At 68.9% G+C, this 21,650-nt stretch carries 21 protein-coding genes; 15 read left to right on the plus strand and 6 right to left on the minus strand.

Features of this window, described 5'->3' with window-relative positions; all coding sequences use genetic code 11:
* The first annotated feature begins 109 nt into the window (after positions 1–109).
* The gene (locus ABZZ22_RS01815) at positions 110–568 is read left to right on the plus strand and encodes a hypothetical protein (RefSeq protein WP_354926217.1); all 459 of its coding nucleotides are present in this window, start codon (positions 110–112) and stop codon (positions 566–568) included.
* Between the two features lie 345 nt (positions 569–913).
* Positions 914–1,975: a tRNA (adenosine(37)-N6)-threonylcarbamoyltransferase complex transferase subunit TsaD gene (tsaD, locus tag ABZZ22_RS01820; RefSeq protein WP_354926219.1), complete on the plus strand. Its 1,062-nt coding sequence runs from the start codon at positions 914–916 to the stop codon at positions 1,973–1,975.
* A gap of 110 nt (positions 1,976–2,085) precedes the next feature.
* Here tsaD and ABZZ22_RS01825 read toward each other — a convergent pair whose 3' ends face one another.
* On the minus strand, positions 2,086–3,264 hold the full coding sequence (locus ABZZ22_RS01825) for an SAM-dependent methyltransferase (protein ID WP_354926221.1): 1,179 nt from the start codon (positions 3,262–3,264) through the stop codon (positions 2,086–2,088).
* An 81-nt stretch (positions 3,265–3,345) separates the two neighbouring features.
* Between ABZZ22_RS01825 and ABZZ22_RS01830 the strand changes: the two genes are divergently transcribed.
* The 3 genes from ABZZ22_RS01830 (at position 3,346) to groL (ending at position 6,322) form a co-directional block, all read left to right on the plus strand.
* Entirely contained in the window at positions 3,346–4,146 is an 801-nt protein-coding gene (locus ABZZ22_RS01830) for a hypothetical protein (RefSeq protein ID WP_354926223.1), read from the plus strand.
* A 185-nt stretch (positions 4,147–4,331) separates the two neighbouring features.
* The gene (gene groES, locus ABZZ22_RS01835; protein ID WP_008362423.1) at positions 4,332–4,625 is read left to right on the plus strand and encodes a co-chaperone GroES; all 294 of its coding nucleotides are present in this window, start codon (positions 4,332–4,334) and stop codon (positions 4,623–4,625) included.
* Positions 4,626–4,702: 77 nt separating this feature from the next.
* Positions 4,703–6,322, plus strand: a complete 1,620-nt coding sequence (gene groL / locus ABZZ22_RS01840; RefSeq protein WP_292647164.1) for a chaperonin GroEL — start codon at positions 4,703–4,705, stop codon at positions 6,320–6,322.
* Between the two features lie 93 nt (positions 6,323–6,415).
* Here the strand turns inward: groL and ABZZ22_RS01845 are convergent, their stop codons facing one another.
* The gene (locus ABZZ22_RS01845) at positions 6,416–7,162 is read right to left on the minus strand and encodes a GH25 family lysozyme (RefSeq protein WP_354926226.1); all 747 of its coding nucleotides are present in this window, start codon (positions 7,160–7,162) and stop codon (positions 6,416–6,418) included.
* Complete coding sequence (locus ABZZ22_RS01850) at positions 7,159–7,812, minus strand: DUF305 domain-containing protein (RefSeq protein WP_354926228.1); 654 nt, start codon at positions 7,810–7,812, stop codon at positions 7,159–7,161. Before ABZZ22_RS01850 ends, ABZZ22_RS01845 begins: the two co-directional genes overlap by 4 nt.
* A gap of 131 nt (positions 7,813–7,943) precedes the next feature.
* Between ABZZ22_RS01850 and ABZZ22_RS01855 the strand changes: the two genes are divergently transcribed.
* The 6 genes from ABZZ22_RS01855 (at position 7,944) to ABZZ22_RS01880 (ending at position 14,723) form a co-directional block, all read left to right on the plus strand.
* Complete coding sequence (locus tag ABZZ22_RS01855) at positions 7,944–9,443, plus strand: hypothetical protein (protein ID WP_354926230.1); 1,500 nt, start codon at positions 7,944–7,946, stop codon at positions 9,441–9,443.
* 158 nt (positions 9,444–9,601) lie between these two features.
* Entirely contained in the window at positions 9,602–10,375 is a 774-nt protein-coding gene (locus tag ABZZ22_RS01860; RefSeq protein WP_354926232.1) for a hypothetical protein, read from the plus strand.
* Between the two features lie 66 nt (positions 10,376–10,441).
* Positions 10,442–11,227, plus strand: a complete 786-nt coding sequence (locus ABZZ22_RS01865; RefSeq protein WP_354926234.1) for a DUF1684 domain-containing protein — start codon at positions 10,442–10,444, stop codon at positions 11,225–11,227.
* Between the two features lie 71 nt (positions 11,228–11,298).
* Positions 11,299–12,210, plus strand: a complete 912-nt coding sequence (locus ABZZ22_RS01870) for a GNAT family N-acetyltransferase (RefSeq protein WP_354926236.1) — start codon at positions 11,299–11,301, stop codon at positions 12,208–12,210.
* A gap of 66 nt (positions 12,211–12,276) precedes the next feature.
* Positions 12,277–13,776 carry an IMP dehydrogenase gene (guaB, locus tag ABZZ22_RS01875; RefSeq protein WP_354926238.1) on the plus strand — a complete coding sequence of 500 codons (1,500 nt, stop codon included), beginning with the start codon at positions 12,277–12,279 and terminating at the stop codon, positions 13,774–13,776.
* A 149-nt stretch (positions 13,777–13,925) separates the two neighbouring features.
* Positions 13,926–14,723, plus strand: a complete 798-nt coding sequence (locus tag ABZZ22_RS01880; RefSeq protein WP_354926239.1) for a DUF1684 domain-containing protein — start codon at positions 13,926–13,928, stop codon at positions 14,721–14,723.
* Positions 14,724–14,774: 51 nt separating this feature from the next.
* On the opposite strand, the gene ABZZ22_RS01885 is transcribed toward ABZZ22_RS01880, so the two are convergent.
* Entirely contained in the window at positions 14,775–16,193 is a 1,419-nt protein-coding gene (locus tag ABZZ22_RS01885; protein WP_354926241.1) for an MFS transporter, read from the minus strand.
* Positions 16,194–16,311: 118 nt separating this feature from the next.
* On the opposite strand from ABZZ22_RS01885, the gene ABZZ22_RS01890 reads away from it, so the two are divergent.
* Positions 16,312–17,139: a helix-turn-helix transcriptional regulator gene (locus ABZZ22_RS01890; RefSeq protein ID WP_354926243.1), complete on the plus strand. Its 828-nt coding sequence runs from the start codon at positions 16,312–16,314 to the stop codon at positions 17,137–17,139.
* Positions 17,140–17,184: 45 nt separating this feature from the next.
* Here the strand turns inward: ABZZ22_RS01890 and ABZZ22_RS01895 are convergent, their stop codons facing one another.
* A complete protein-coding gene (locus ABZZ22_RS01895) occupies positions 17,185–17,982 on the minus strand; it encodes a helix-turn-helix domain-containing protein (protein ID WP_354926245.1) in 798 nt (265 codons plus the stop codon).
* Between the two features lie 63 nt (positions 17,983–18,045).
* Between ABZZ22_RS01895 and ABZZ22_RS01900 the strand changes: the two genes are divergently transcribed.
* Positions 18,046–18,519 carry a DUF3224 domain-containing protein gene (locus ABZZ22_RS01900; protein ID WP_354926247.1) on the plus strand — a complete coding sequence of 158 codons (474 nt, stop codon included), beginning with the start codon at positions 18,046–18,048 and terminating at the stop codon, positions 18,517–18,519.
* On the opposite strand, the gene ABZZ22_RS01905 is transcribed toward ABZZ22_RS01900, so the two are convergent.
* Positions 18,504–19,193: a helix-turn-helix domain-containing protein gene (locus ABZZ22_RS01905; RefSeq protein WP_354926249.1), complete on the minus strand. Its 690-nt coding sequence runs from the start codon at positions 19,191–19,193 to the stop codon at positions 18,504–18,506. The two genes, ABZZ22_RS01900 and ABZZ22_RS01905, sit on opposite strands and share 16 nt — an antisense overlap.
* Before the next feature lie 187 nt (positions 19,194–19,380).
* On the opposite strand from ABZZ22_RS01905, the gene ABZZ22_RS01910 reads away from it, so the two are divergent.
* Both ABZZ22_RS01910 and ABZZ22_RS01915 read left to right on the plus strand, forming a co-directional pair.
* Positions 19,381–20,193, plus strand: coding sequence for a methyltransferase domain-containing protein (locus ABZZ22_RS01910; protein WP_354926251.1), 813 nt, complete (start codon positions 19,381–19,383; stop codon positions 20,191–20,193).
* Positions 20,194–20,260: 67 nt separating this feature from the next.
* The gene (locus tag ABZZ22_RS01915) at positions 20,261–21,367 is read left to right on the plus strand and encodes a GuaB3 family IMP dehydrogenase-related protein (RefSeq protein ID WP_354926253.1); all 1,107 of its coding nucleotides are present in this window, start codon (positions 20,261–20,263) and stop codon (positions 21,365–21,367) included.
* The last annotated feature ends 283 nt before the right edge of the window (positions 21,368–21,650 follow it).

The raw sequence follows: 21,650 nt of genomic DNA on the forward strand, positions 1-21,650 counted from the left end.
GATCAGTGCCATGGCCTTCAATCGCAACAGGTTCGAATCTCAGACGGCCGGCCTCGCTCTGGCGAGGACGATCGGTCGTGACGGCTTGCGTGCACCCACTCTCAAGGTGGTGGCTGAGGAAGCGAACATGGGGGTGTCGACGCTGCACCAGTGGTTCGCCGGGCAGCAGAACATGCTGCCCCACGCGGCGGCGGGATTCGCCGGCATCTTGTGGGAGCAGGTCGCCCAGCGTGTGAAGGCACGGGGATGGGCGGGCTACCTGCCCACGACCGAGGACGAGCTGTTCTTCCAGCGGGCCTGGTTGGGGATCGAGGAGCTCGCCCGGTCGAACGACGAGGTCGGCGAGACTGTCCGAGACCTGTGGCACGACGTCAGGTTCTGGCTCCGTTCCTCGATCGGCCGCGAACTCACCGACTACGAGTCGGGCGGACTGGTGATCCTGCTCCGGGGGCTGTGGGACAGCCTCTGCTCGGCAGATCCGATCCAGCCCGAGCTGGCGCAGAGTCTCTGGGCTGCCGCCTACGCAGATCTGCATGACGACCCGGACAGCAACGGGGCTGCAGCTTGACCGGGACGCCGGTTGGCCGCGCCGCCGCAGCGGTGGTGAACCGGTAGGGCGGTCTCGACTTGGCGAACGAAAATTCGTTCGCCCCGAGGGAAGGGTCTGGTTCCTCAGGGCTTGTGGTGTCGGCGTTGGCGCCGGCGCCAACGGCTCGAAACCGGCCGAACGAATTTTCGTTCGTGCAACCGACGTGCGCGCTCGGTCCGCGCGGGAGCAAGGTGCTCGACCCACCCGGAGCCTCGGCGAACGAAAATTCGTTCGCCTGCCGGCGTGCCCGCGCCGGGGATGGCCAACGGCATGGAACCGAGACTGCTACCGAGTTCCAGATCGACGGGGAGGCAGAATGGACCCATGACTTCTGGTGCCCTCGCTGATGAGCCCTTGGTCCTCGGGATCGAGACGTCCTGCGACGAGACCGGGATCGGAGTGGTGCGTGGCCACACTCTGCTGGCCGACGCGGTGGCGAGCAGTGTCGAGGAGCATGCCCGGTTCGGCGGGGTCGTGCCCGAGGTCGCGAGTCGGGCGCATCTGGAGGCGATGGTGCCGACGATCGAGCGTGCCTGCCAGGAGTCGGGCATCAAGCTTCATGACGTCGACGCGATCGCCGTCACCTCGGGGCCGGGGCTGGCCGGCGCCCTGCTGGTCGGGGTGGCGGCGGCCAAAGCACTCGCGCTCGGCCTCGACAAGCCGATCTACGGGGTCAACCACCTGGCTTCGCACGTCGCGGTCGACCAGCTGCAGCATGGACCGCTTCCCGAGCCCTGCGTCGCCATGCTCGTCTCCGGCGGCCACTCCAGCCTGCTCAAGGTCACCGACATCACCGTGGGTGTCGACCCGATGGGTGCGACCATCGACGACGCTGCGGGCGAGGCCTTCGACAAGGTAGCCCGTCTGCTCGGCCTCGGCTTCCCTGGCGGCCCGGTGATCGACAGGACCGCCACCTCGGGCAGCTCGATCGCGATCGACTTCCCGCGCGGGCTCACCGCCCGCCGCGACCTCGAGCGACACCGCTTCGACTTCTCCTTCTCCGGCCTCAAGACCGCGGTCGCCCGCTGGATCGAGGCCAGGGAGCGCAGCGGCGAGTCGGTGCCGGTCGCCGACGTGGCCGCCAGCTTCCAGGAGGCCGTGGTCGACGTACTGGTCAGGAAGGCCCTCGACGCAGCCTCCTCCGAAGGCATCGAGGACATCATCATCGGTGGCGGGGTTGCGGCGAACAGCCGACTCCGGGTGCTCGCCGAGGAACGCGCCTCCAAGCTCGGCATCCGGGTCCGGGTCCCGCGCCCCGGCCTGTGCACGGACAACGGCGCGATGGTCGCGGCTCTGGGAGCCGAGATGGTCGCGCGGGGACGCACCCCCTCGGCCCTGGACCTCCCCGCCGACTCCTCCCAGCCCATCACCAGCGTTCTGGCCTGACCCGGCCACCCAAAGTCAGTTCCCGTCCCGGAGATCGAGCCACATCCCGGTGGTCGAGCCACATCCCGGAGGCCGAGCCACATCCGGTGGTCGAGCTTGTCGAGACCCCCTCAGAACGGCCGAACCAACAGACAAGTCCCCTCACCGGCAACCCTGGTCAGCACGATGGTGGCCTCCTCGGACCCGGAGAGCGCGAGTCGCTTACGAAGCTGCTCGGGTACGACCTGCACGCCGCGCTTCTTGATCGTCAGCCTCCCGATCCCGCGCTCGCGCAGCGCCGCCTTGAGCTGCTTCTCCCGATAAGGGAGCTCCTCGAGAACCTGATAGCCGCGGGCGAACGGCGTCTCGAAGGACGCCGAGGACGTGACGTACGCGATGTGCTCGTCGACCAGGTGCCCCTGCACCCCAGCGGCGACGGCGGTGACCAGCCCGGCGCGGATGACCGCTCCGTCGGGCTCGTAGAGGAACTCCGCGACGGGGCCGACCTCACCGCCCGGGTCGTCCTCGGAGGTGAGCGTCGCCAGACCACGCTCGCCGATCACGGTGGCCCGCCGCTGCGTGCTGGCCAGCGAGCCCGACCACAGCGCGGCCTCCTTGACCTCGCCGCGGTCGCTGACCCATTCGGCCTCGACCCTCTCGGGCACGAGATCGTGCGGGATCCCAGGCGCGACCTTCACGCACGCATCGCGGGCGAAGAGCGTCTCGACCCACGACCACGGCGGCGTCCACCCTTCAGCGGAGAAGACTCGGCCCTTGGCGCCGCGACGTGCCGGATCGGCGTATGCCACCTCGAACGGTGAATGGTCGACGGTCGTCGCGTCTGCGACGGTGACCGCGCCGGGCAGCCTCAGGGCATCCAGGTTGGCCTGGGCGATGGCGACCCGTTCCGGATCGTGATCGACCCCGGCAGCAGTGAGGCCGGCGCGCGAGGAGGCGATCAGGTCACCGCCGATCCCACACCCCAGGTCGATGACGCTCGCTGCGTCGAAGGCGCGCAGGCGCGCGGCCCGATGGTGGGCGACGGCGAGACGGGTGGCCTGTTCGAGGCCGTCGGGAGTGAAGTACATCTTCGGGGCCAGGTCGCCGAACTTGGCGGCGGCCTTCCGGCGTAGGTCCACCTGGCTCATGGCCGCGGTCACGTGCTCGGCAGTCTCGTCCTTGCGCAGAGCGACCTGCACGGCCAGGGCCGAACCCTTGCCATCGGTTGCACCTGCCGTCATCTCGGTGGCCCGCGCCAGCAGCTGCTGGCCGTCATCGGTCAGCAACCAGGCGAAGGCGTCGAGATCCATGCGCCGATCCTCTCAGGCCCATTTCCGGCCCGGACAAAAGGCCATTACCCCGCGGGGTGTTTCTGCTCTAGGATCCGCCGGGTGTGCAGACCCCCGCGTCGAGTCCCGGTGCGCCTCTGGGCGCTCGCGGCGATCATGGCCCTGCTGTCGTTGCTGTTCGCCGCGCCCGCATCGGCCGAAACGGTCACACCGGTACGCGACTGTGCGCGCGGAGAGGGCTACCACGAACTGGACGGTGGCTCCTCAGTGGTGGTCAGTGCTCCCGAGGGCTACCTGATCGTGTCCTACTGCGTGGACGGCCGCGGCCGGAAGGGCAGGTCGGAGGTGCGCACGCTGTCCGCGCCGCAACGTACGACGGTCGTCTGGCACAGCGACGGGCGGTCCCTCGAGGGCTACTCGGTGGAGTACGCCCGGGGCGGTGCCTCCGGCGGGCCGGAGACGGACGCCGACGAGCAGTCCGAAGACGAGCGGGACGACCAGGACGAGCGGGACGACCAGGACGAGGACCGCAAGCCAGAAAAGCCAGAAAAGCCGGACAAGGCTGCCGAGACGGCTGAAGCCGAGGCTCAGCAGAGCGCACCGGCGGCGGTCGAGAAGACGCCGGACACGAAGAAGGACGAACGGCGCGAGCGTACGCCGTCCGCCAGCGCCACACCGCCGGCGGCGGAGCCCAGTCGCCAACCCTCCGCCGAGGTCTCCGAGCAGTACGAGGACTCGTCGCAGATGTCGCGGCTGAGCGACGGTGAAGAGCTCCGGATCACCTCGCTGGACGAGGACGACGACGAGGAGGGCCTGCGGTCGCTCGTGGTCGCCGGCGGCATCATCATCGGTCTCCTGGCCGGCATGGTCGCGCTGCTGGTGAGGCTCCCCGGCCAGAGATAGGGCGGTCATGCTGGCACTCATTGCGGCCGAGTGCTAACGTCTGCATTGGCACTCTCCCCTGGAGTGTGCCAACGCTTGCGAGCCGGGTGCGACCCCCGCGACGGCGTACGTGGCACATCGCAAGCACAGACGTAGCAACACCCACCAGTCTGACTCCGTAGAAAAGAAATGGGGAGGTCGACACAGTGTCGGTCAACATCAAGCCTCTTGAGGACCGGATCGTCGTCAAGGCCGTCGAGGCCGAGCAGACCACCGCCTCCGGTCTGGTCATCCCGGACACCGCCAAGGAGAAGCCCCAGGAGGGCGAGGTCCTGGCGCTCGGCCCGGGTCGTATCGACGACAAGGGCAACCGCGTTCCGCTCGACGTCGCCGTGGGCGACAAGGTCATCTACAGCAAGTACGGCGGCACCGAGGTCAAGTACGCCGGCGAGGAGTACCTCATTCTCTCCGCCCGCGACATCCTCGCGGTCATCGCCTGAGATCATCCGTCTCGCACGTGACGCGGCCGGGCCAGCCGGCCCGGCCGCGTCCGCGCGTGTCATGAGGAGTATGTGAAATGCCGAAGATCCTGGAGTTCGACGAGAACGCCCGCCGCGCCCTCGAGCGTGGCGTCGACGCCCTCGCCAACGCCGTCAAGGTGACGCTGGGGCCCAAGGGCCGCTACGTCGTCCTCGACAAGAAGTGGGGCGCCCCGACGATCACCAACGACGGTGTCACCGTCGCCCGTGAGATCGAGCTGGACGACCCGTTCGAGAACCTTGGTGCTCAGCTCACCAAGGAGGTTGCGACCAAGACCAATGACATCGCTGGTGACGGTACGACCACCGCGACCGTCCTCGCCCAGGCGATGGTCCACGAGGGTCTGCGCGCGGTTGCCGCCGGCGCGAACCCGATGAGCCTCAAGCGCGGTATGGACGCCGCTGCGACCGCCGTCGGCGACGCGCTGCGCGCCGCCGCTCGTGAGGTCGTCGACGAGTCCGACATGGCGTCGGTCGCCACCATCTCCTCCCGCGACGCGAAGATCGGCGAGATCCTCGCCGAGGCCTTCGCCAAGGTGGGCAAGGACGGTGTGATCACCGTCGAGGAGTCCAACACCACTGGCACCGCGCTCGAGTTCACCGAGGGTATGCAGTTCGACAAGGGCTACATCTCTCAGTACTTCGTGACTGACCAGGAGCGGATGGAGGCCGTCATCGACGAGCCGCTGATCCTGCTCGTCCAGGGCAAGATCAGCTCCGTTCAGGAGTTCCTGCCGCTGCTGGAGAAGGTCATCGCCGCCGGCAAGCCGCTGTTCATCATCGCCGAGGACGTCGAGGGCGAAGCCCTCTCGACCCTGGTCGTGAACAAGATCAAGGGCACCTTCAACGCGACCGCCGTCAAGGCGCCCGCGTTCGGTGACCGCCGCAAGGCCATGCTGCAGGACATCGCGATCCTGACCGGTGCGCAGGTCGTCGCCGAGGAGGTCGGCCTCAAGCTCGACCAGGTCGGCCTCGAGGTGCTCGGCACCGCTCGCCGCGTGACCGTGTCCAAGGACAACACGACCATCGTCGAGGGTGGCGGCGACGCTGCCACCGTCGAGGCTCGGGTCAACGAGATCAAGGCCGAGATCGAGCGCACCGACTCCGACTGGGACCGCGAGAAGCTCCAGGAGCGCCTCGCCAAGCTCGCCGGTGGCGTCTGCGTGATCAAGGTCGGCGCTCACACCGAGGTGGAGCTCAAGGAGAAGAAGCACCGCATCGAGGACGCTGTCTCCGCGACCCGCGCCGCCATCGAGGAGGGCATCGTCCCCGGCGGTGGCTCCGCCCTGATCCACGCCGTCTCGGTGCTGGAGAAGGACCTCGGTCTCGAGGGCGACGAGGCGGTCGGCGTTCGCGTCGTCCGCAAGGCCGCCGACGAGCCGCTGCGCTGGATCGCCGAGAACGGTGGCGACAACGGCTACGTCATCACCACCAAGGTTCGTGAGCTCGGCGTCGGTCAGGGCTTCAACGCCGCCACGGGTGAGTACGGCGACCTGATCGCTCAGGGCGTCATCGACCCGGTCAAGGTCACCCGCTCCGCGCTGACCAACGCCACCTCGATCGCGAGCATGCTGCTCACGACCGAGACGCTGGTCGTCGACAAGCCCGAAGAGGACGACGCGCCCGCGGCCGGTCACGGCCACGGGCACGGCCACTGATTCACAGCAAGGCATAGCCGAGTCGGCGCATCTGCCCCCGTGTCTCGCGAGCGAAGCGAGGCGAGAGGGGGCCGATGCGCCGACTCGGCGATTTCAGCGAACGACCAGCGACTCGAGCGACACGTCGTCGGAGAGCACGTTCATGTCCACGTACGCCTCGTCGTCACTGCCGACGCCGTCGAGCCGGTCGCGGCTGGAGTACTGCCAGATCGACCAGTCGCGTCCGTCCGGCACCCGCGGGGGCCAGGCGACGGAGCGGAACCAGATCGGGTTGTCCGGGTAGCGGTCGACCAGATAGGCGCGGTAGGCCGACGGTGTGGTGTAGATGACCGGCGCGATCCCGTAGTAGTCCTCGAGCGTGCTCAGCAGGGGATCGAGGATGGCCCGCACCTCGGTGGCGGGCGGCAGGTTGCCCTTGAACGAACCGTACGGCTCCAGGTCGACGACCGGGGCGAGCGTGCCGGCTACGCGTGGAACCGTGGCGATCATGTTGTGGGCCTGACCGGCGCCCGGGCTCTCGAAGCTCATGAAGTGGTAGGCGCCGGTGGCGATCCCGGCGGCACGCGACGCGGACCAGTTGGCGGCGAAACGCGAGTCGACGTGGGCGGACCCCTCGGTCGCCTTGAGCCAGGCGAAGTCGATGTCCTGCTCGGCGACCCGCGACCAGTCGACGACCCCGTTGTGATGGGAGACGTCGATGCCGCGTACGTCGAATCTTGCGGCGAACAGGCGGGTGGGCATGACCACGCCGGTGTAGACCAGCAGCGCGAGGGTGAGAGCGGCGGCGACGAAGGCGCCGGCTGCGACGGCGAGGCGGCGCCTCGCTGGGATTCGACTCACTGGGATTCCAGCAGCTTCTGCATGATTCCGATCTCGGTCTTCTGCGAGGCCTCGACGTCTTGGGCCAACTCCATGGCGAGGGTGTCGCTGCCCTTGCTGAGCACCGGGGCGGCCATCGTAAGGGCGCCTTCGTGATGAGTGATCATCCGGGTCAGGAAGAGCCGGTCGAACTCCTCGCCCCGAGCCGCTCCGAGCTCCTTCAGCTGCTCGGAAGTGAGCATGCCGGGCATGCCGGCGTGATCTGGCAGATCACCGGCAGCAGGCACCTCGAGGCCGCGGGCCTGGAGCCATCCGCTCATGGAGACGATCTCCGGTCCCTGAGCCGCGGTGATGCTCTTGGCCAGCGACTTCACGTCGTCGCTGGCGGCGCGGGTGACGGCCAGCTCGGTCATCTCCAGCGCCTGGGCGTGGTGCGGGATCATCATCGTGACGAAGGTGGCGTCGGTCTGGTTCCACTCGGCGTCGACCGGCACGTCCGAAGGGGCGATCGTGCCCGCAGCCTCGCCGGGAGCGCCCGGCTGGAGGACGGGCGCCGACTGAGGCGAACCCGATGCACTCGGTTCGTGGCCTGAGTGGGCGTGCTGCTCCTCGGCACAGCCGGTGAGCAACAGCAGTGCTAGCACAGCGGTGGGGACGCCGAGTTTCCGCATGGACCTGCCTTCCGAGGCGTACGCAGGGTAGTCAACTTATTCATTCTCGCCGTCGGCGGAAGGGGATTTCCCTAGAATCGACAGGCCCGTGGCTCATCCGCACGGCAGTCGACTCGGAAGGCGACCCCCCCATGAGACGTCCTATCCACATCCTGGCCGGAGTCGCATCGGCCATGATCGTCGCCGGAGGGCTGGCCATCGCCGCGCCGTCCTCGGCCGACGAGTCCCACTCGCACGGCTCCCAGAGCGCCGCTCCCCAGCCCAGCTGCACCGAGGCGGAGAAGAAGATCCTGGCCGCGGCCGGAGACAATTTCGCCTCGGCCTGTGCTCCGGGCAACGACATCGCGAAGCTCGGCGTCAACAACCCGGCCGTGGAGGCAGGAGAGACCGAAGGCACCCCCAACCTGCACCTGATCGCGAACCTCCCGAAGTCGGGGGCGTTCACGCCCACCAGTGCGCTCAACAGCGATCTGGCGTTCCAGGGCCGCTACGCCTTCGCCGGCAACTACAACGGCTTCAACGTCATCGACATCAAGAAGCCCCACAAGCCCAAGCTGGTCACCCAGGTCGTGTGCCCGGGCTCGCAGAACGACATCTCGGTCCACGGCGACCTGCTCGTCCTCTCCGTCGACTCCAGCCGCAGCAACAACACCTGCGACAACGTCGCGCAGTCGGCGCGGGTCAAGGAGTCCTGGGAGGGCATCCGGGTCTTCGACATCAGCGACCCGGCACAGCCGGCCTACGTCGCCGCGGTCGAGACGAAGTGCGGGTCCCACACCCACTCGCTGGCACCGAGCAAGGACGGCAAGGCCGTCTATGCGTACGTCTCCTCCTACGGGCCGCGCCCGGAGTTCCCCGACTGCCAGCCGCCCCACGACAAGATCAGCATCGTGAAGATCCCGACGGCGGAGCCTGAGGCCGCCGCGGTGGTCAACGAGCCGGTTCTCTTCCCCGACGGGGGCTACACCAACACCGCCGGCTGTCACGACATCACCACCTACCCGAGCAAGGACGTCGCGGCCGGTGCGTGCATGGGTGACGGCATCCTGATGGACATCTCCGACCGCGAGAACCCGGTCGTGACCGAGCGGGTCCGGGACACCGAGAACTTCGCCTTCTGGCACTCGGCCACCTTCAACAACACCGGCTCCAAGGTCGTCTTCACCGACGAGCTCGGCGGTGGCGGCGCGCCGGTGTGCAACCCGGAGGTCGGTCCCAAGAGGGGCGCCAACGGCATCTACGACATCGAGGGCTCCGACCTGGTCTTCAAGTCGTACTACAAGATCCCGCGCACCCAGTCCAACACCGAGAACTGCGTCGCCCACAACGGCTCGCTGATCCCGGTCAAGGGCAAGGACATCATGGTCCAGGCCTGGTATCAGGGCGGGATCTCCGTCTACGACTTCACCGACTCGGCCAACCCGAAGGAGATCGCCTGGTTCGACCGCGGTCCCTTCGAAGACACCACGACCATTGCCGGCGCGTGGTCGACCTACTACTACAACGGCTACATCTACTCCAACGAGATCCAGCGCGGCTTCGACGTCTTCGACCTGCGCGACCCGCGGGTCGCCTCGGCGAAGAAGGTCAGGTTCGACGAGCTGAACGTGCAGTCTCAGCCCTCCTACTGAGAGATAGCCGAGCTGGACAGAGCCGAGTCGGCGCATCTTGCCCCGTATCTTGCGAAGCGAAGCGAGCAAGAGGGGCGGGATGCGCCGACTCGGCGATTTCAGTGATTGACCAGCTCGCCGCAACCTCCTGGTCACCAGGAGACGCCAGGGTTCACCCGATGGCCGAGACCGCTGCCGACGACGACTCTGTTGGTCTCGACACGCCTCCGCCTAGCGGCTCCAGCGAGCGTGTCGAGACCAACACGGTCGAATGGGTGATCGCAGCCTTCCTCGCCCTGGTCCTCCTGAGGCTCCTGTGGACCCTGGCGACCAACGAGAACCTGCTCCCGGGAGAGGTCATCGGCCACCTGCTCCATCCCGACGTCCTCGCCGGGGTCTGGCTCACTGTCCGGCTCACCGTGCTGGTCTTCGCACTGGCGTCGGCGCTCGGCCTAGCCGTGGTCAGGATGGAGGGATCGGGCAACCCGGTGCTGGGCGGGGTCGCGGTAGCGTACGTCTGGGTCTTCGGCGGCATCCCGGTGCTCGTCCAGCTGTTGCTGTGGAGCAACATCGCGCTGGTCTTCCCCGACATCACCTTCGGGATCCCGGGGGTGCACATCGATGCGGTCCGGCTGGTCACACCGGTCCACGCGGCGATCGTCGGGCTGGCGCTGGCGCTGGGGGCGTACGCAGCGAGGGCACTTTCGAGCGGCGAGCGGTTCACCGCGCTCGGTGACGTCCTGGTTACGACGATCCAGGCGACCAGCCTGGTCTCCGTGCTCGCGATCACCGACCTGCTGGGGGTCGTCCAAGCGCTCGACGAGCGCAACCACCTGATCATCCCGCTGCTGGTGGTGGCCGCGATCTGGTACCTCCTCCTGGCCACCGCGGCGCGCGGTGCGATCCGCCTGCTCGAAGGGGTGCGCAGCAAGGCGCACACGGCCCACGGGTGAAGTCGAGGGTAAAAGTCGGCGACTATTGCAAGACCTGGCAACGCAGATCTTTGTAGAGTGCGGCACGTGACTTTCGAGCAGGCCTGGCAACGGTGGCGCGATGAGCGGGAGGCCGAGCTGAGAAGCCCGGAAGGTTTCCTGGCGATCACCGGGCTGCACTGGCTGAGCGCCAAGCCGCAGCGGTTCCCCGGGGTCCCGGGTGTCTGGTCGAAGGGTCCGGAGGGCGCCGTGGTCGAGCTCGGTGCGGGCGAGTGGCTCGAGCTCGGTGGCACCACCCTTGCCGGTCGGTACGTCTTCGGGGCCGTCGATCCTGTGGGAGTGATCGCGACCTTCGACACCGGGACGGTCGAGGTCGCCGACCGCTTCGGCACCCCGGTCCTCCGGCCGCGGCAGCCCGACGGCCCTTTCCTGCGCGACTACACCGGCACGCCGACGTACGCTCCGGACCCGGCGTGGCGGGTGGAAGCTGCCTTCACGCCCTACGCGACGAGCCGGCCGATCTCGGTCGGCTCCGTGGTCGAGGGTCGTTCGAGCGTCATCGACGCCGTGGGGGAAGTGGCGTTCGAGGTGGGTGGCCGCCCGCAGCGGCTGATCGCCTTCGACGGCGGTGACGGCGAGCTGTGGCTGTTGTTCACCGACGAGACCAGCGGCGTCACGACCTACGCTGCCTGTCGTCAGCTCGCCGTCGAACCGCCGGTCGACGGCAAGGCCGTCATCGACTTCAACCGCGCCGCCAACATGCCCTGCGCCTACACGATCCACGCCACCTGCCCGCTCCCGCCCGCCAGCAACCACATCGACGTGCTCGTCGAAGCGGGCGAACAGACCCCGCCGCTGGCGCCCGCCGACTGACGCCAGGTCCGGTCCGAAGGTTTAACCGTGCGAAACGGACCAGAAACAGCGAAACAGGCAGACTGGTTCCCATGGCGGGGACGATGTTGTGGAGAGTGCGTACGACGCTGCCGGACCGACCGGGTGCGCTGGCGGCGCTGGCGCAGCGCTGCGGCAAGGCCGGGGTCAACATCTTGGGGATGCAGATCTTCCCGCAGCTGGCGCAGGTCACCGACGAGTTCGTGCTGCGTACGCCCCCGGGCTGGGGCGAGGGCGAGATCTGCGGTCTCTTCTCCGCCGCCGGTGGCGGCGAAACCGTCGTCCAGATCGCCAACGAGGCGGCCCTGGCCGACCAACCGACCCGCTATGTGCAGGCCTGCCGGTACGTCCTGGAGCGACCGATGTCGTTCCCGGAGGTGGTCGCGCATCTCTTCGATGCGGAGCCCGAGGCCCCGCCCGGGGTCGTGCACGACACCATGGAGCTGCGGGTCGCCGACGTCGACGTCCAGCTGCACCGCACCGCCCCCTTCACCGCGACCGAGCGCGCTCGTGGTTCCGCGATGGCCGACCTGGTCAACGACGTCCTCGACCGCAGTCGGGAGTCGGCGGCCATCGGCACCACCCCACCCGTACGCCGCCTCGGCACCGGAAGCACTCCTGAGCTCGTCGTCACCGGTGAGGCCGTCACCGCCCTCATCGACGGCGTCGCGATCGGCATCGGCGAGGTCCTGGCGCCGGTCGAGGGCGACGAGAACGTCCGCGTGATCAACCTGCGCGTCGACCCGGCCTGGCAGCGCCGGGGCATCGGCACACGGCTGCTGGTCGACACCGCCAAGCTCGCGCACATGCTCGGCGCCGACGAGATCCTGCTCACCACCCATTCCGACAACCAGGCCGTCCTGCCCATGGTCCTCGCCGCCGGAATGCGCGGCCGGATCCGAATGGCCGGTGACCTGCTGACCGTCAAGGTGTCGGTGCGGGATCTCAAGCCGTTGGATCGGTAGAGCAGCAAATACCTGAGAAGTCTCGCCGTTTCGGCGATCCCTGGGGCTCGGCCGTAGCATTTCTCCATGGAGATCCCGGAGAAGTTCGCGACGCTCGGCCTCACCTACGACGACGTCCTCCTGATGCCCGGATATTCGGACCTGGCGCCGTCCGACATCGACACGACCTCCCGGCTGACCCGCGAGATCAACCTGCGGGTCCCGCTGATCTCCGCGGCGATGGACACCGTGACCGAGTCCCGGATGGCGATCGCGATGGCCCGCCAGGGCGGCATCGGCGTTCTCCACCGCAACCTGAGCATCGAGGATCAGGCCTACCAGGTCGACCTGGTTAAGCGCACCCAGACCGGGATCATCTCCAACCCGGTCACCATCGGCCCCGACGCGACGCTGGAGCAGCTCGACAAGCTCGCCGGTGAATACCGGATCTCCGGCTTCCCCGTGGTCGACGTCGACCAGAAGCTGATCGGCATCATCACCAACCGCGACCTCCGGTTCACCCCGGTCGCGGAGTGGGCGACCACGAAGGTCAACGAGGTGATGACCTCCAGGGACCTGATCACCGGCCCGTCGGAGATCTCCCGCGAGGAGGCGACCAAGCTGCTGCGCCAGCACAAGCTGGAGCGGCTCCCGCTGATCGACGCCGACGGCCGCATCACCGGCCTGATCACCGTCAAGGACTTCGTGAAGTCCGAGCAGTTCCCCGACGCCTCCAAGGACGGGCAGGGACGTCTGCTCGTCGGCGCGGCGATCGGCTACTTCGGCGACGCCTGGGAGCGGGCGACCACGCTCGTCGACGCCGGCGTCGACGTGCTCGTCGCGGACACGGCCCACGGCAACGTACGCATGCTGATCGACATGGTCCACCGTCTCAAGACCGACCCGGCGACCAAGCACGTCCAGGTCATCGGCGGCAACGTCGCCACCAAGGAGGGGGCGCAGAGCTTCGTCGAAGCGGGCGCCGACGCGGTCAAGGTCGGTGTCGGCCCGGGCTCGATCTGCACCACCCGCGTCGTGACCGGGGTCGGCGTGCCGCAGATCTCCGCGGTCTACGAGGCCTCGCTGGCCTGCAAGCCGGCCGGTGTCCCGGTGATCGCCGACGGCGGCCTGCGCTACTCCGGCGAGATCGGCAAGGCGATCGTCGCCGGCGCCGACACCGTGATGCTCGGTTCGATGCTCGCCGGCACCGAGGAGACCCCCGGTGACCTGGTCCTGATGAACGGCAAGCAGTTCAAGGCCTACCGCGGCATGGGCTCCATGGGCGCGATGTCGTCGCGCGGCAAGAAGTCCTTCTCCAAGGACCGCTACTTCCAGGCCGAGGTCACCGACGACGACATGATCGTCCCCGAGGGTGTCGAGGGCCAGGTCGCCTACAAGGGCGCGCTGGCGACGGTCGCCCACCAGCTCACCGGCGGCCTGCACCAGACGATGTTCTACGTCGGCGCGCGCACCATCTCCGAGCTGCAGGAGAAGGGCCGCTTCATGCGGATCACCTCCGCCTCGCTCAAGGAGTCGCACCCCCACGACGTCCAGGTCACCGCCGAGGCGCCGAACTACCACGTCTGACCTGCGCCACCACGAGCCCCGGATCGATCGATCCGGGGCTCGTCCCATTTCGTGCGACGAGATGATCACGATGTGCGGAATTCGGGCACGAATCCGGACTGGTCGGAGTTCAATCCGGTGCCAGCATCCTGATCCTTCCGGGAGGACCCATGACCATCACCGACACCGACACCTTCGCCCAGGACTGGGCGACGTGGCACGAGGAGCACGAGAGAAAGCGGGCATCGGCCCACGGTTTCCTCGCGATCACCTCGATGCGCTGGCTCGCCGAGGAGCCGGAGACGTACGACGACGTTCCCGGCGCCTGGTGGAGCGGTCCCGACGGCATCGTGGTCTCGCTGGCCCAAGGTGAGTCGTTGGTCGTCGACGGCGCCGAGATCACCGGTCGGCACTCGTTCGGTGTCGTCGACGAGCGCGGCGGGGTCACCGCCCTGTTCGGCGATGCGGCCGTGGAGATCGCCAACCGTGGCGGCAACGCGGTCATCCGCCCCCGCCACCCCGACAACCCGGTCCTGACCGGCTACCGCGGCACCGAGTCCTACGCACCCGACCCGAGGTGGGCGATCCAGGGGCGCTTCGTCGCCTACGACGCACCCGTGCCCACGACCGTGGGCTCGGTCGTCGACGGCCTGGAGCACGTCTACGAGGCCGTCGGCGAGATCGAGTTCGAGGCCGACGGCACCGTGCACAGCCTGATCGCCTTCCCGGACTCGGCCCCGGGCTCCCTGCACGTACTGTTCCGCGACGAGACCTCGGGCAAGACGACGTACGCCGCCACCCGCTCGCTGTCCGTGGGTGCACCCGACGCGGAGGGCAACGTGCTGGTCGACTTCAACCGCGCGACCAACCTGCCGTGCGCCTACACCGACCATGCCACCTGCCCGCTCCCCCCGCCTCACAACCGCCTGTCGGTCGCGGTCGAGGCCGGGGAGAAGAAGCCCGCCTGATCGGCTCGTGCTGCTGAGCGTCGACGCGAGCGCTCAGCAGCACGGCCAGGCTCAGGCGGGCTCGGCCGCCGCCGGGCGGCGCGCCGGGAGACCGACGGCCACCAACAGGGCGGCGACCAGGACGAGCGCGGCGTTGACGCCGATCGCCACGTGAAGAGCCTCGAGCGATGCGATGCCGCCCGCGGCGGTGGCCACGGTGGACATGATCGGGATCCCGAGCGCGATCGCGACCTGCTGGGTCATCATCGCCAGCCCGGTGGCCAGGCCCTGCTCGTGGTCAGGAAGCCCGGACGTGGCCGCAACCATGAACCCGACGATGGCGGCGACGTGGCCGATGGCGCCGATGAAGTTCATCAGGCCGAGGAACCACAGCCACCCGACGGCCGGTCCGATCATGACGAGCACGCCGGTGGTGGCCGCCTGGAGGGCGAGACCTCCCGCCACCGTGTTGCGTACGCCGAAACTCGCGATGAGACGAGGCCCGATGGTCCCGCCGATGATCGCCCCCAGACCCATCGCGACGAGCATCATGCCGGTCTGGAGGGCGTCGAGGTCGAGGACGTGCTGCAGATACATCGTCAGCACGAAGACCAGCGACGACTCGAAGGCGAACGTCGCGAAGCCGGCGATGTTTCCGAAGCCGACCGTCCGGCGGGTGAGGATCTGCAGCGGCACCAGTGGGTGCGGGTGGGTGGACTCGGCGCGCCAGAAGGCCACCAGCAGCACTACCGCCAGGCCGATCGCGACCAGCCCCCACACGTCGGCGATGCCGGCCTCGCCCAGACGGGTCGCACCGTAGACGAGCGCCAACAGCCCAGACGTCACCAGTACGGCGCCGGGCAGGTCGAGCCGCGACCGCTCCCGGTCGGCGGAGTCGCGCAGCACGAACGGCGCGACGGCGATCACCAGCAGAGCGATCGGGACGTTGACCAGGAACGCCCAGCGCCACGACAGCAGATCGGTGAGTACGCCGCCCAGCACTGCCCCGGCGGTGAACCCGGTCGACATCACGACGCTGTTCAGTCCCAGCGCGCGCTGACGCAGCGGTCCCTCGGGAAAGGAGACGGTGAGCAAGGAGAGTGCCGCCGGAGTGACCGCAGCCGTCGCCAGACCCTGGGCGACCCGGGCCGTGAGCAGCAGCTCGGGTGAGGTGGCCACCCCGCCCAGCAGCGAGGCTGCGCCGAGCGCGACCATGCCGACCATGAAGACGCGCCGCCGGCCGACGTAGTCGCCGATCCGGCCGAAGAGCAATGTGAAACCGGCCGCGGTCAGGGCGAACGCGGTGGCGATCCACTGCATGTCGGCCTCGGCGAAGCCCAGGTCCGCGCCGACCGTCGGCAGCGCCACGTTGAGGATCGAGAAGTCGACGGTGAGCGTGAACTGGGAGGCGAGCAGCAGCAGGAGCACCAGCAGCTGCCCGCGGGTCATGGTGGCCGGGCGTACGGGCTCGGCCTGGGTTGTGGTGGTCATGGGCCCAACGGTCCGCCGGACGAGGTGCCTCAGCCAGACACCTGTCCTGCCATCCCGCCGCGTGCCTAGCACTGACAGGGTCAGGAAGAAACCTGGGCTCGGCGGCACTATGGAGACCATGACGACTGAGCTGGGCGAGTTCCTGCGGAGCCGACGGGCGGCGATCAGCCCGGAGGAGGTGGGCGTGGTCTCCTACGGTGCCCGACGGGTGCCGGGGCTGCGGCGCGAGGAGCTGGCGATGCTCGCCGGCGTGTCGCCGACCTACTACACCCGGTTGGAACAGTCCGACCACCACAACGCCTCCGACTCGGTGATCGATGCGCTCGCCCGTGCGCTGCGGCTGAGCGCCGAGGAGCACGACCACCTGCGCCGACTGGCCAGGCCGGCCGGGGTGGGCCCGGGGAGAGCCCGCGAGGAGGAGCCTCGGCCGAGCGCGGTCGCGATGCTGATGGACTACCCCGGTCCGGCGCTGATCGTCGACCACGCCAACTACGTGCTCGCCTGGAACGACCTCGGACACCGCCTCTACGGGCACGGGCTGGACTTCGACGCTCCCTACGCGGACCGCTCGATGCGCCCCAACCTGGTCCGCCGGTTCTTCCTGGAGCCGGAGGGTCCCGAGCTCTTCGTCGACCCCGGGGACGCAGGGCTGCAGATGGTCGGCTTCCTGCGCTACTCCTCCGGTCTGCACCCCGAGGACCACATCCTCAGCTGCCTGGTCGGCGAGCTCGTCCAGCGCAGCGACCTGTTCGCCGAGCTGTGGGCCGAGCACCCGGTGATGGACTGCGGCTATGGCATCAAGCGCCTGCGGCATCCGGTGGCCGGACGGCTGGACCTCGCCTATGAGGCGATGGTGCTGCCCGAGACCAGCCAGCGACTCGTGCTCTACCGCGCCGAGCCCGGCTCGCCGTCGGCGGACGCACTCTCGCGCCTTGCTGGCCCGTGAGTTGTGATGCTGAGGGTGGCCCATGGGCCGCTCTCAGCTTCACAGCTACAGGTCCTTCGCGTACGTCGCCGGGGGAGCGCCCACGACCTCCCGGAACGTACGCACCAGGTGGGCCTGGTCGCTGAAGTCCAGCTCCGCCGCGACCGCGGCCCAGTCGACGTGACCGGAGTGGGCGCGGGCGGCGACCTCCAGCACGCGGAACCGCTGCACGACCCACTTCGGGCCGATCCCGACGTACTCGCTGAAGAGCCGCTGCAGCGACCGCAGGCTCAGCCCGGCGCGCTCCGCGAGCTGCTCGGCCCGCGTGATCGAGCGGTCGGTCTCGGCGAGGGCCATCCAGCGGCGTACGTCCTCGGCCACCGGATCCGTGGGAAGGCCGACCTCCAGCAGGTAGGACTCCAGCACCGCGACCATGTCAGCCGGCGTCTCCGAGGAGAGGATCCGGTCCGCAGCCGGCCGGTCGTCGACGCCGAGCAGCTCCTCGGCGGGGACGACCTGGTCGGTGATGGCGCTGACCGGGCTGCCGAGCACCGGGCGGAAGAGCCCGGGCAGGAACGAGGCGCCGAGCGTGTGTCCGCGGCCGGTCAGGCGGCGCAGGAACGGCTTGCGCCCGATGCCGTGCACGAGCAGCCGGCCCTCCTCGGCGGCGATGTGGATCCGGGGCTGCGGGATGACCTGCTGGTCGTGCGGCTGCTCGAGGTCCCAGCCGACGTACCAGTGGTAGTCCAGATGTCCCTCGAGTGCGGCTGAGGGTGCGAACCGCTCGGTGGTGATCGTCCGGGCCGCGGTCACCGGCCGCACGATCGCGTCGGGATAGCCCTTGCCCTTCATGTGGCCAGCCATGCCGCCAACGATATGGCGCGTTCCTTCAATCCCACGCCCCTGCTCCCGGAGCAGGCTGGACCCATGACCGAACAGAGCATTGAGAAGACCTACGGCAACAAGGCGAGCACCACGATGACCGTCGCGCGCTGGCAGGAGGCGGCCTACGTCGACATCGACGGCGAGGGCACCAAGATGGGCGACGAAATCTACATCCCTCACCGCGGTCTGACGACGTCAGAGACCGACTACACCTACACCGGCGAGATCGAGGGCAAGGGCGCCGCGCGGATGATCGGCGCCTACGGCAACCCCGTCGGCGGCGCGGTCTTCGAGGCGTACGAGCACTTCACCGGCTCCATCGCCGGCCAGGAGGGCTCGTGCGTGTGGCGGATCAGCGGGACGTACGCCGACAAGATCGTGCGCTCCCACCTCACCGTCATCCCCGGGCTCGGTACCGGTGGCCTCGAAGGGCTCGTCGGCGAGGCCGACATGGTGCTCTCCGAGGAAGGTGGTGGCGAGGCTTACGGCTTCGTCCTCTCCTACGACTGGAGCTGAGGCCGGGGCCGAGGGACGCGGGCGGCGGAGGACTGGCCGAGCCAGGCGGGGAGGGAGCGGCGTACGTCCTCGGCCGCCGTGACCGTGACCATCTCGGTGCGCAGCGCCATCGGCCAGGCGAGGTCGCCTCGCCAGATCTCGGTGAGCGTACGGAGGCCGCAGGTGAGCCACGCATCGACCTCGAAGCCGGGGTCGAAGTCGCAGACCTCGGCCTGGTCGGCGGCGACGACGAGCCACCAGCGGGCGACCTTCGGATCGACGTCGGTGAGGCCGAACTCGACCACGGTTCGCTGCCGTGGCCATACGTCGATCGGGATCGTGCGCCGCATGTCCCAGAAGAGCAGGTGCGGGTCGAGGTCGGTTTGACCCAGCGATCCGATCCAGCGCGCGCCCCACTCGTTGAGCGCGGTCACGACCGTGGCGAGCTCCTGGCCAGAGTCGGTGAGGTGGTAGGACGTGCGCTTCCCCTCGCCGCGCTGCTGGATGATGCCTGCGCGCTCCAGGGTGCGCAGCCGTTTGGAGAGCAGGGCCGGCGACATCTTGGGCACCCCTCGACGCAGCTCGTTGAAGTGGGTGCTGCCGAGCAGCAGCTCGCGGACGACGAGCAGCGTCCACCGCTCGTCGAGCACCTCCATGGCCTTCGCCATCGGACAGAACTGGCCGTATCCCGCCATCGGACCGCCTCTCTCGTGCGGCCCGAGATCCGCTCCTCTCAGTAGACCGCTGGCGGGAACGGGTGGCAAGGGGTGGCAGGTACAGATCCAGAACCTCCTCAGGTTCAGATCCGGCACTATCGGCCGGGCGCGCTCGGAGCGAGGCTGGGGCTCCAGACCACTCTCGGGCCGACGTCTTGGAGGAGACATGACCGCAACACCCGTACAGCCCGAGCTGAAGGCCCGCCACCGTGCGATGTGGGGACTCGGGGACTACGCCCGGGTCGCCGACGAGCTCATCCCCGAGCTCGGCCAGGTGATCGTCGAGGCGTGCGAGATCGCTGCCGGCGACCGCGTCCTCGACATCGCGGCCGGCACCGGGAACGCCGCCATTCCCGCTGCCCTCGCCGGCGCGGACGTGACCGCGAGCGACCTGACTCCGGAGCTGCTCGAGATCGGGCAGGCCCGGGGCTCGGAGGGCGCGTCGATCACCTGGCGGGTCGCCGACGCCGAGGCGCTCCCGTTCGACGACGCCGAGTTCGACGTCGTGATGTCATGCGTCGGGATCATGTTCGCGCCGTTCCACGAGAAGGCGGCCACCGAGCTGCTTCGGGTCGTGCGACCGGGCGGCCGGATCGGCCTGGTCAGCTGGACCCCGGAGGGCTTCATCGGCCAGATGTTCGCGACGATGAAGCCGTTCATGGCGCCCCCGCCCGAGGGTGCACAGCCGCCTCCGCGGTGGGGCGACGAGGCCCACGTACGCGGCCTGCTGGGCGACCACGTCACCGCCGTCCGGGCCGAGAAGCGGACGGTGGCCGTCGATTCCTTCGAGACCGGCGCGGAGTTCCGGGACTTCTTCAAGGCTTGCTACGGACCGACGATCGTCGCCTACCGCGGGATCGCCGACGACGAGTCTCGGACCGTAGAGCTGGACGCCGCGCTCGCCGACCTGGGGGACCGCTACCTCACCGCCGGGACGATGAAGTGGGAATACCTGTTGCTGACCGCGGTACGCGGCTAGCTCGTCACCTGCTCACGTCGGTGCGTGCTTTCCGATCTCGATCCGGTCCCGTGGAACAATCCGTCCTGTGACTGAGATCGAGATCGGCAGGGCCAAGCGGGCACGACGGGCGTACGCCTTCGACGACGTGGCGATTGTGCCCTCACGCCGCACCCGGGACACCACCGAGGTGAGCACCGACTGGCAGATCGACGCCTATCGCTTCGACATCCCAGTGCTCGCCGCGCCGATGGACTCGGTGATGTCGCCTTCGACCGCGATCGCCATGGGCAGGCTCGGCGGACTCGGGGTGCTCAACCTCGAGGGCGTGTGGACCCGCTACGACGACCCGCAGCCGCTGCTCGACGAGCTGGCCGGGATGAGCGGTGTCGACGCGACCCGGCGCCTGCAGGAGATCTACGAGGCCCCGATCCGGGCCGAGCTCATCACCGAGCGTCTGCGCGAGGTGCGCGCCTCGGGCGTCACTGTCGCCGGGGCGCTCTCGCCGCAGCGTACGAAGGAGTTCGCCAAGGCCGTCGTCGACGCCGGCGTCGACCTCTTCGTCATCCGCGGCACCACGGTCTCGGCCGAGCACGTCTCCTCGCAGTCCGAGCCGCTCAACCTCAAGGAGTTCATCTACGAGCTCGACGTACCGGTGATCGTGGGCGGGTGCGCCACCTATCAGGCGGCGCTCCACCTGATGCGCACCGGCGCGGCCGGGGTCCTGGTCGGCTTCGGTGGCGGTGCGGCGCACACGACCCGGACGGTGCTCGGCGTGGCCGTGCCGATGGCTTCGGCCGTCGCCGACGTCGCCGCCGCCCGCCGTGACTACCTCGACGAGTCCGGCGGCCGCTACGTGCACGTCATCGCCGATGGTGCCGTCGGCCGCTCCGGCGACATCGCCAAGGCGATCGCCTGCGGCGCCGACGCGGTCATGGTCGGTTCGCCTTTCGCCCGCGCGACGGACGCCCCCGGCAAGGGCTTCCACTGGGGCAACGAGGCCCACCACGCCGACCTGCCCCGCGGCCAGCGCGTCGCCTTCGAGCCGGTCGGCACCTTCGAGGAGGTCCTCTACGGTCCCTCCCACGTCGCTGACGGCACCATGAACCTCGTCGGCGCCCTCAAGCGCGCCATGGCCACCACCGGCTACACCGACCTCAAGGAGTTCCAGCGGATCGAGGTTGTCGTCGGCTAGCAGGTCCCGAGCGCAGCGAGGGGAGCTGCGCCGACGACAAGATCGAGCAAGCGCGCGACGGGAAGCGAAGCGCCTCCGTCGCGACCGCGCGTCGAGATCTACACATTCCCGGCCGAGCCCTCGCGTACGCAGGTCGAGACGTCACTTACGCAGATCGAGTTGTCACCACGGTGACAACTCGATCTGCATTTGTGACGCCTCGGCCGGCAGGGATGACGTCTCGGGCGACGCGACTGACTTCTCGGTATTGCTTCGAACTCTGACCTTCCATGTTCTTGGGCTA

The sequence above is a fragment of the Nocardioides sp. NPDC006273 genome, assembly GCF_040613495.1.
In the GTDB taxonomy this organism is placed as follows: domain Bacteria; phylum Actinomycetota; class Actinomycetes; order Propionibacteriales; family Nocardioidaceae; genus Nocardioides.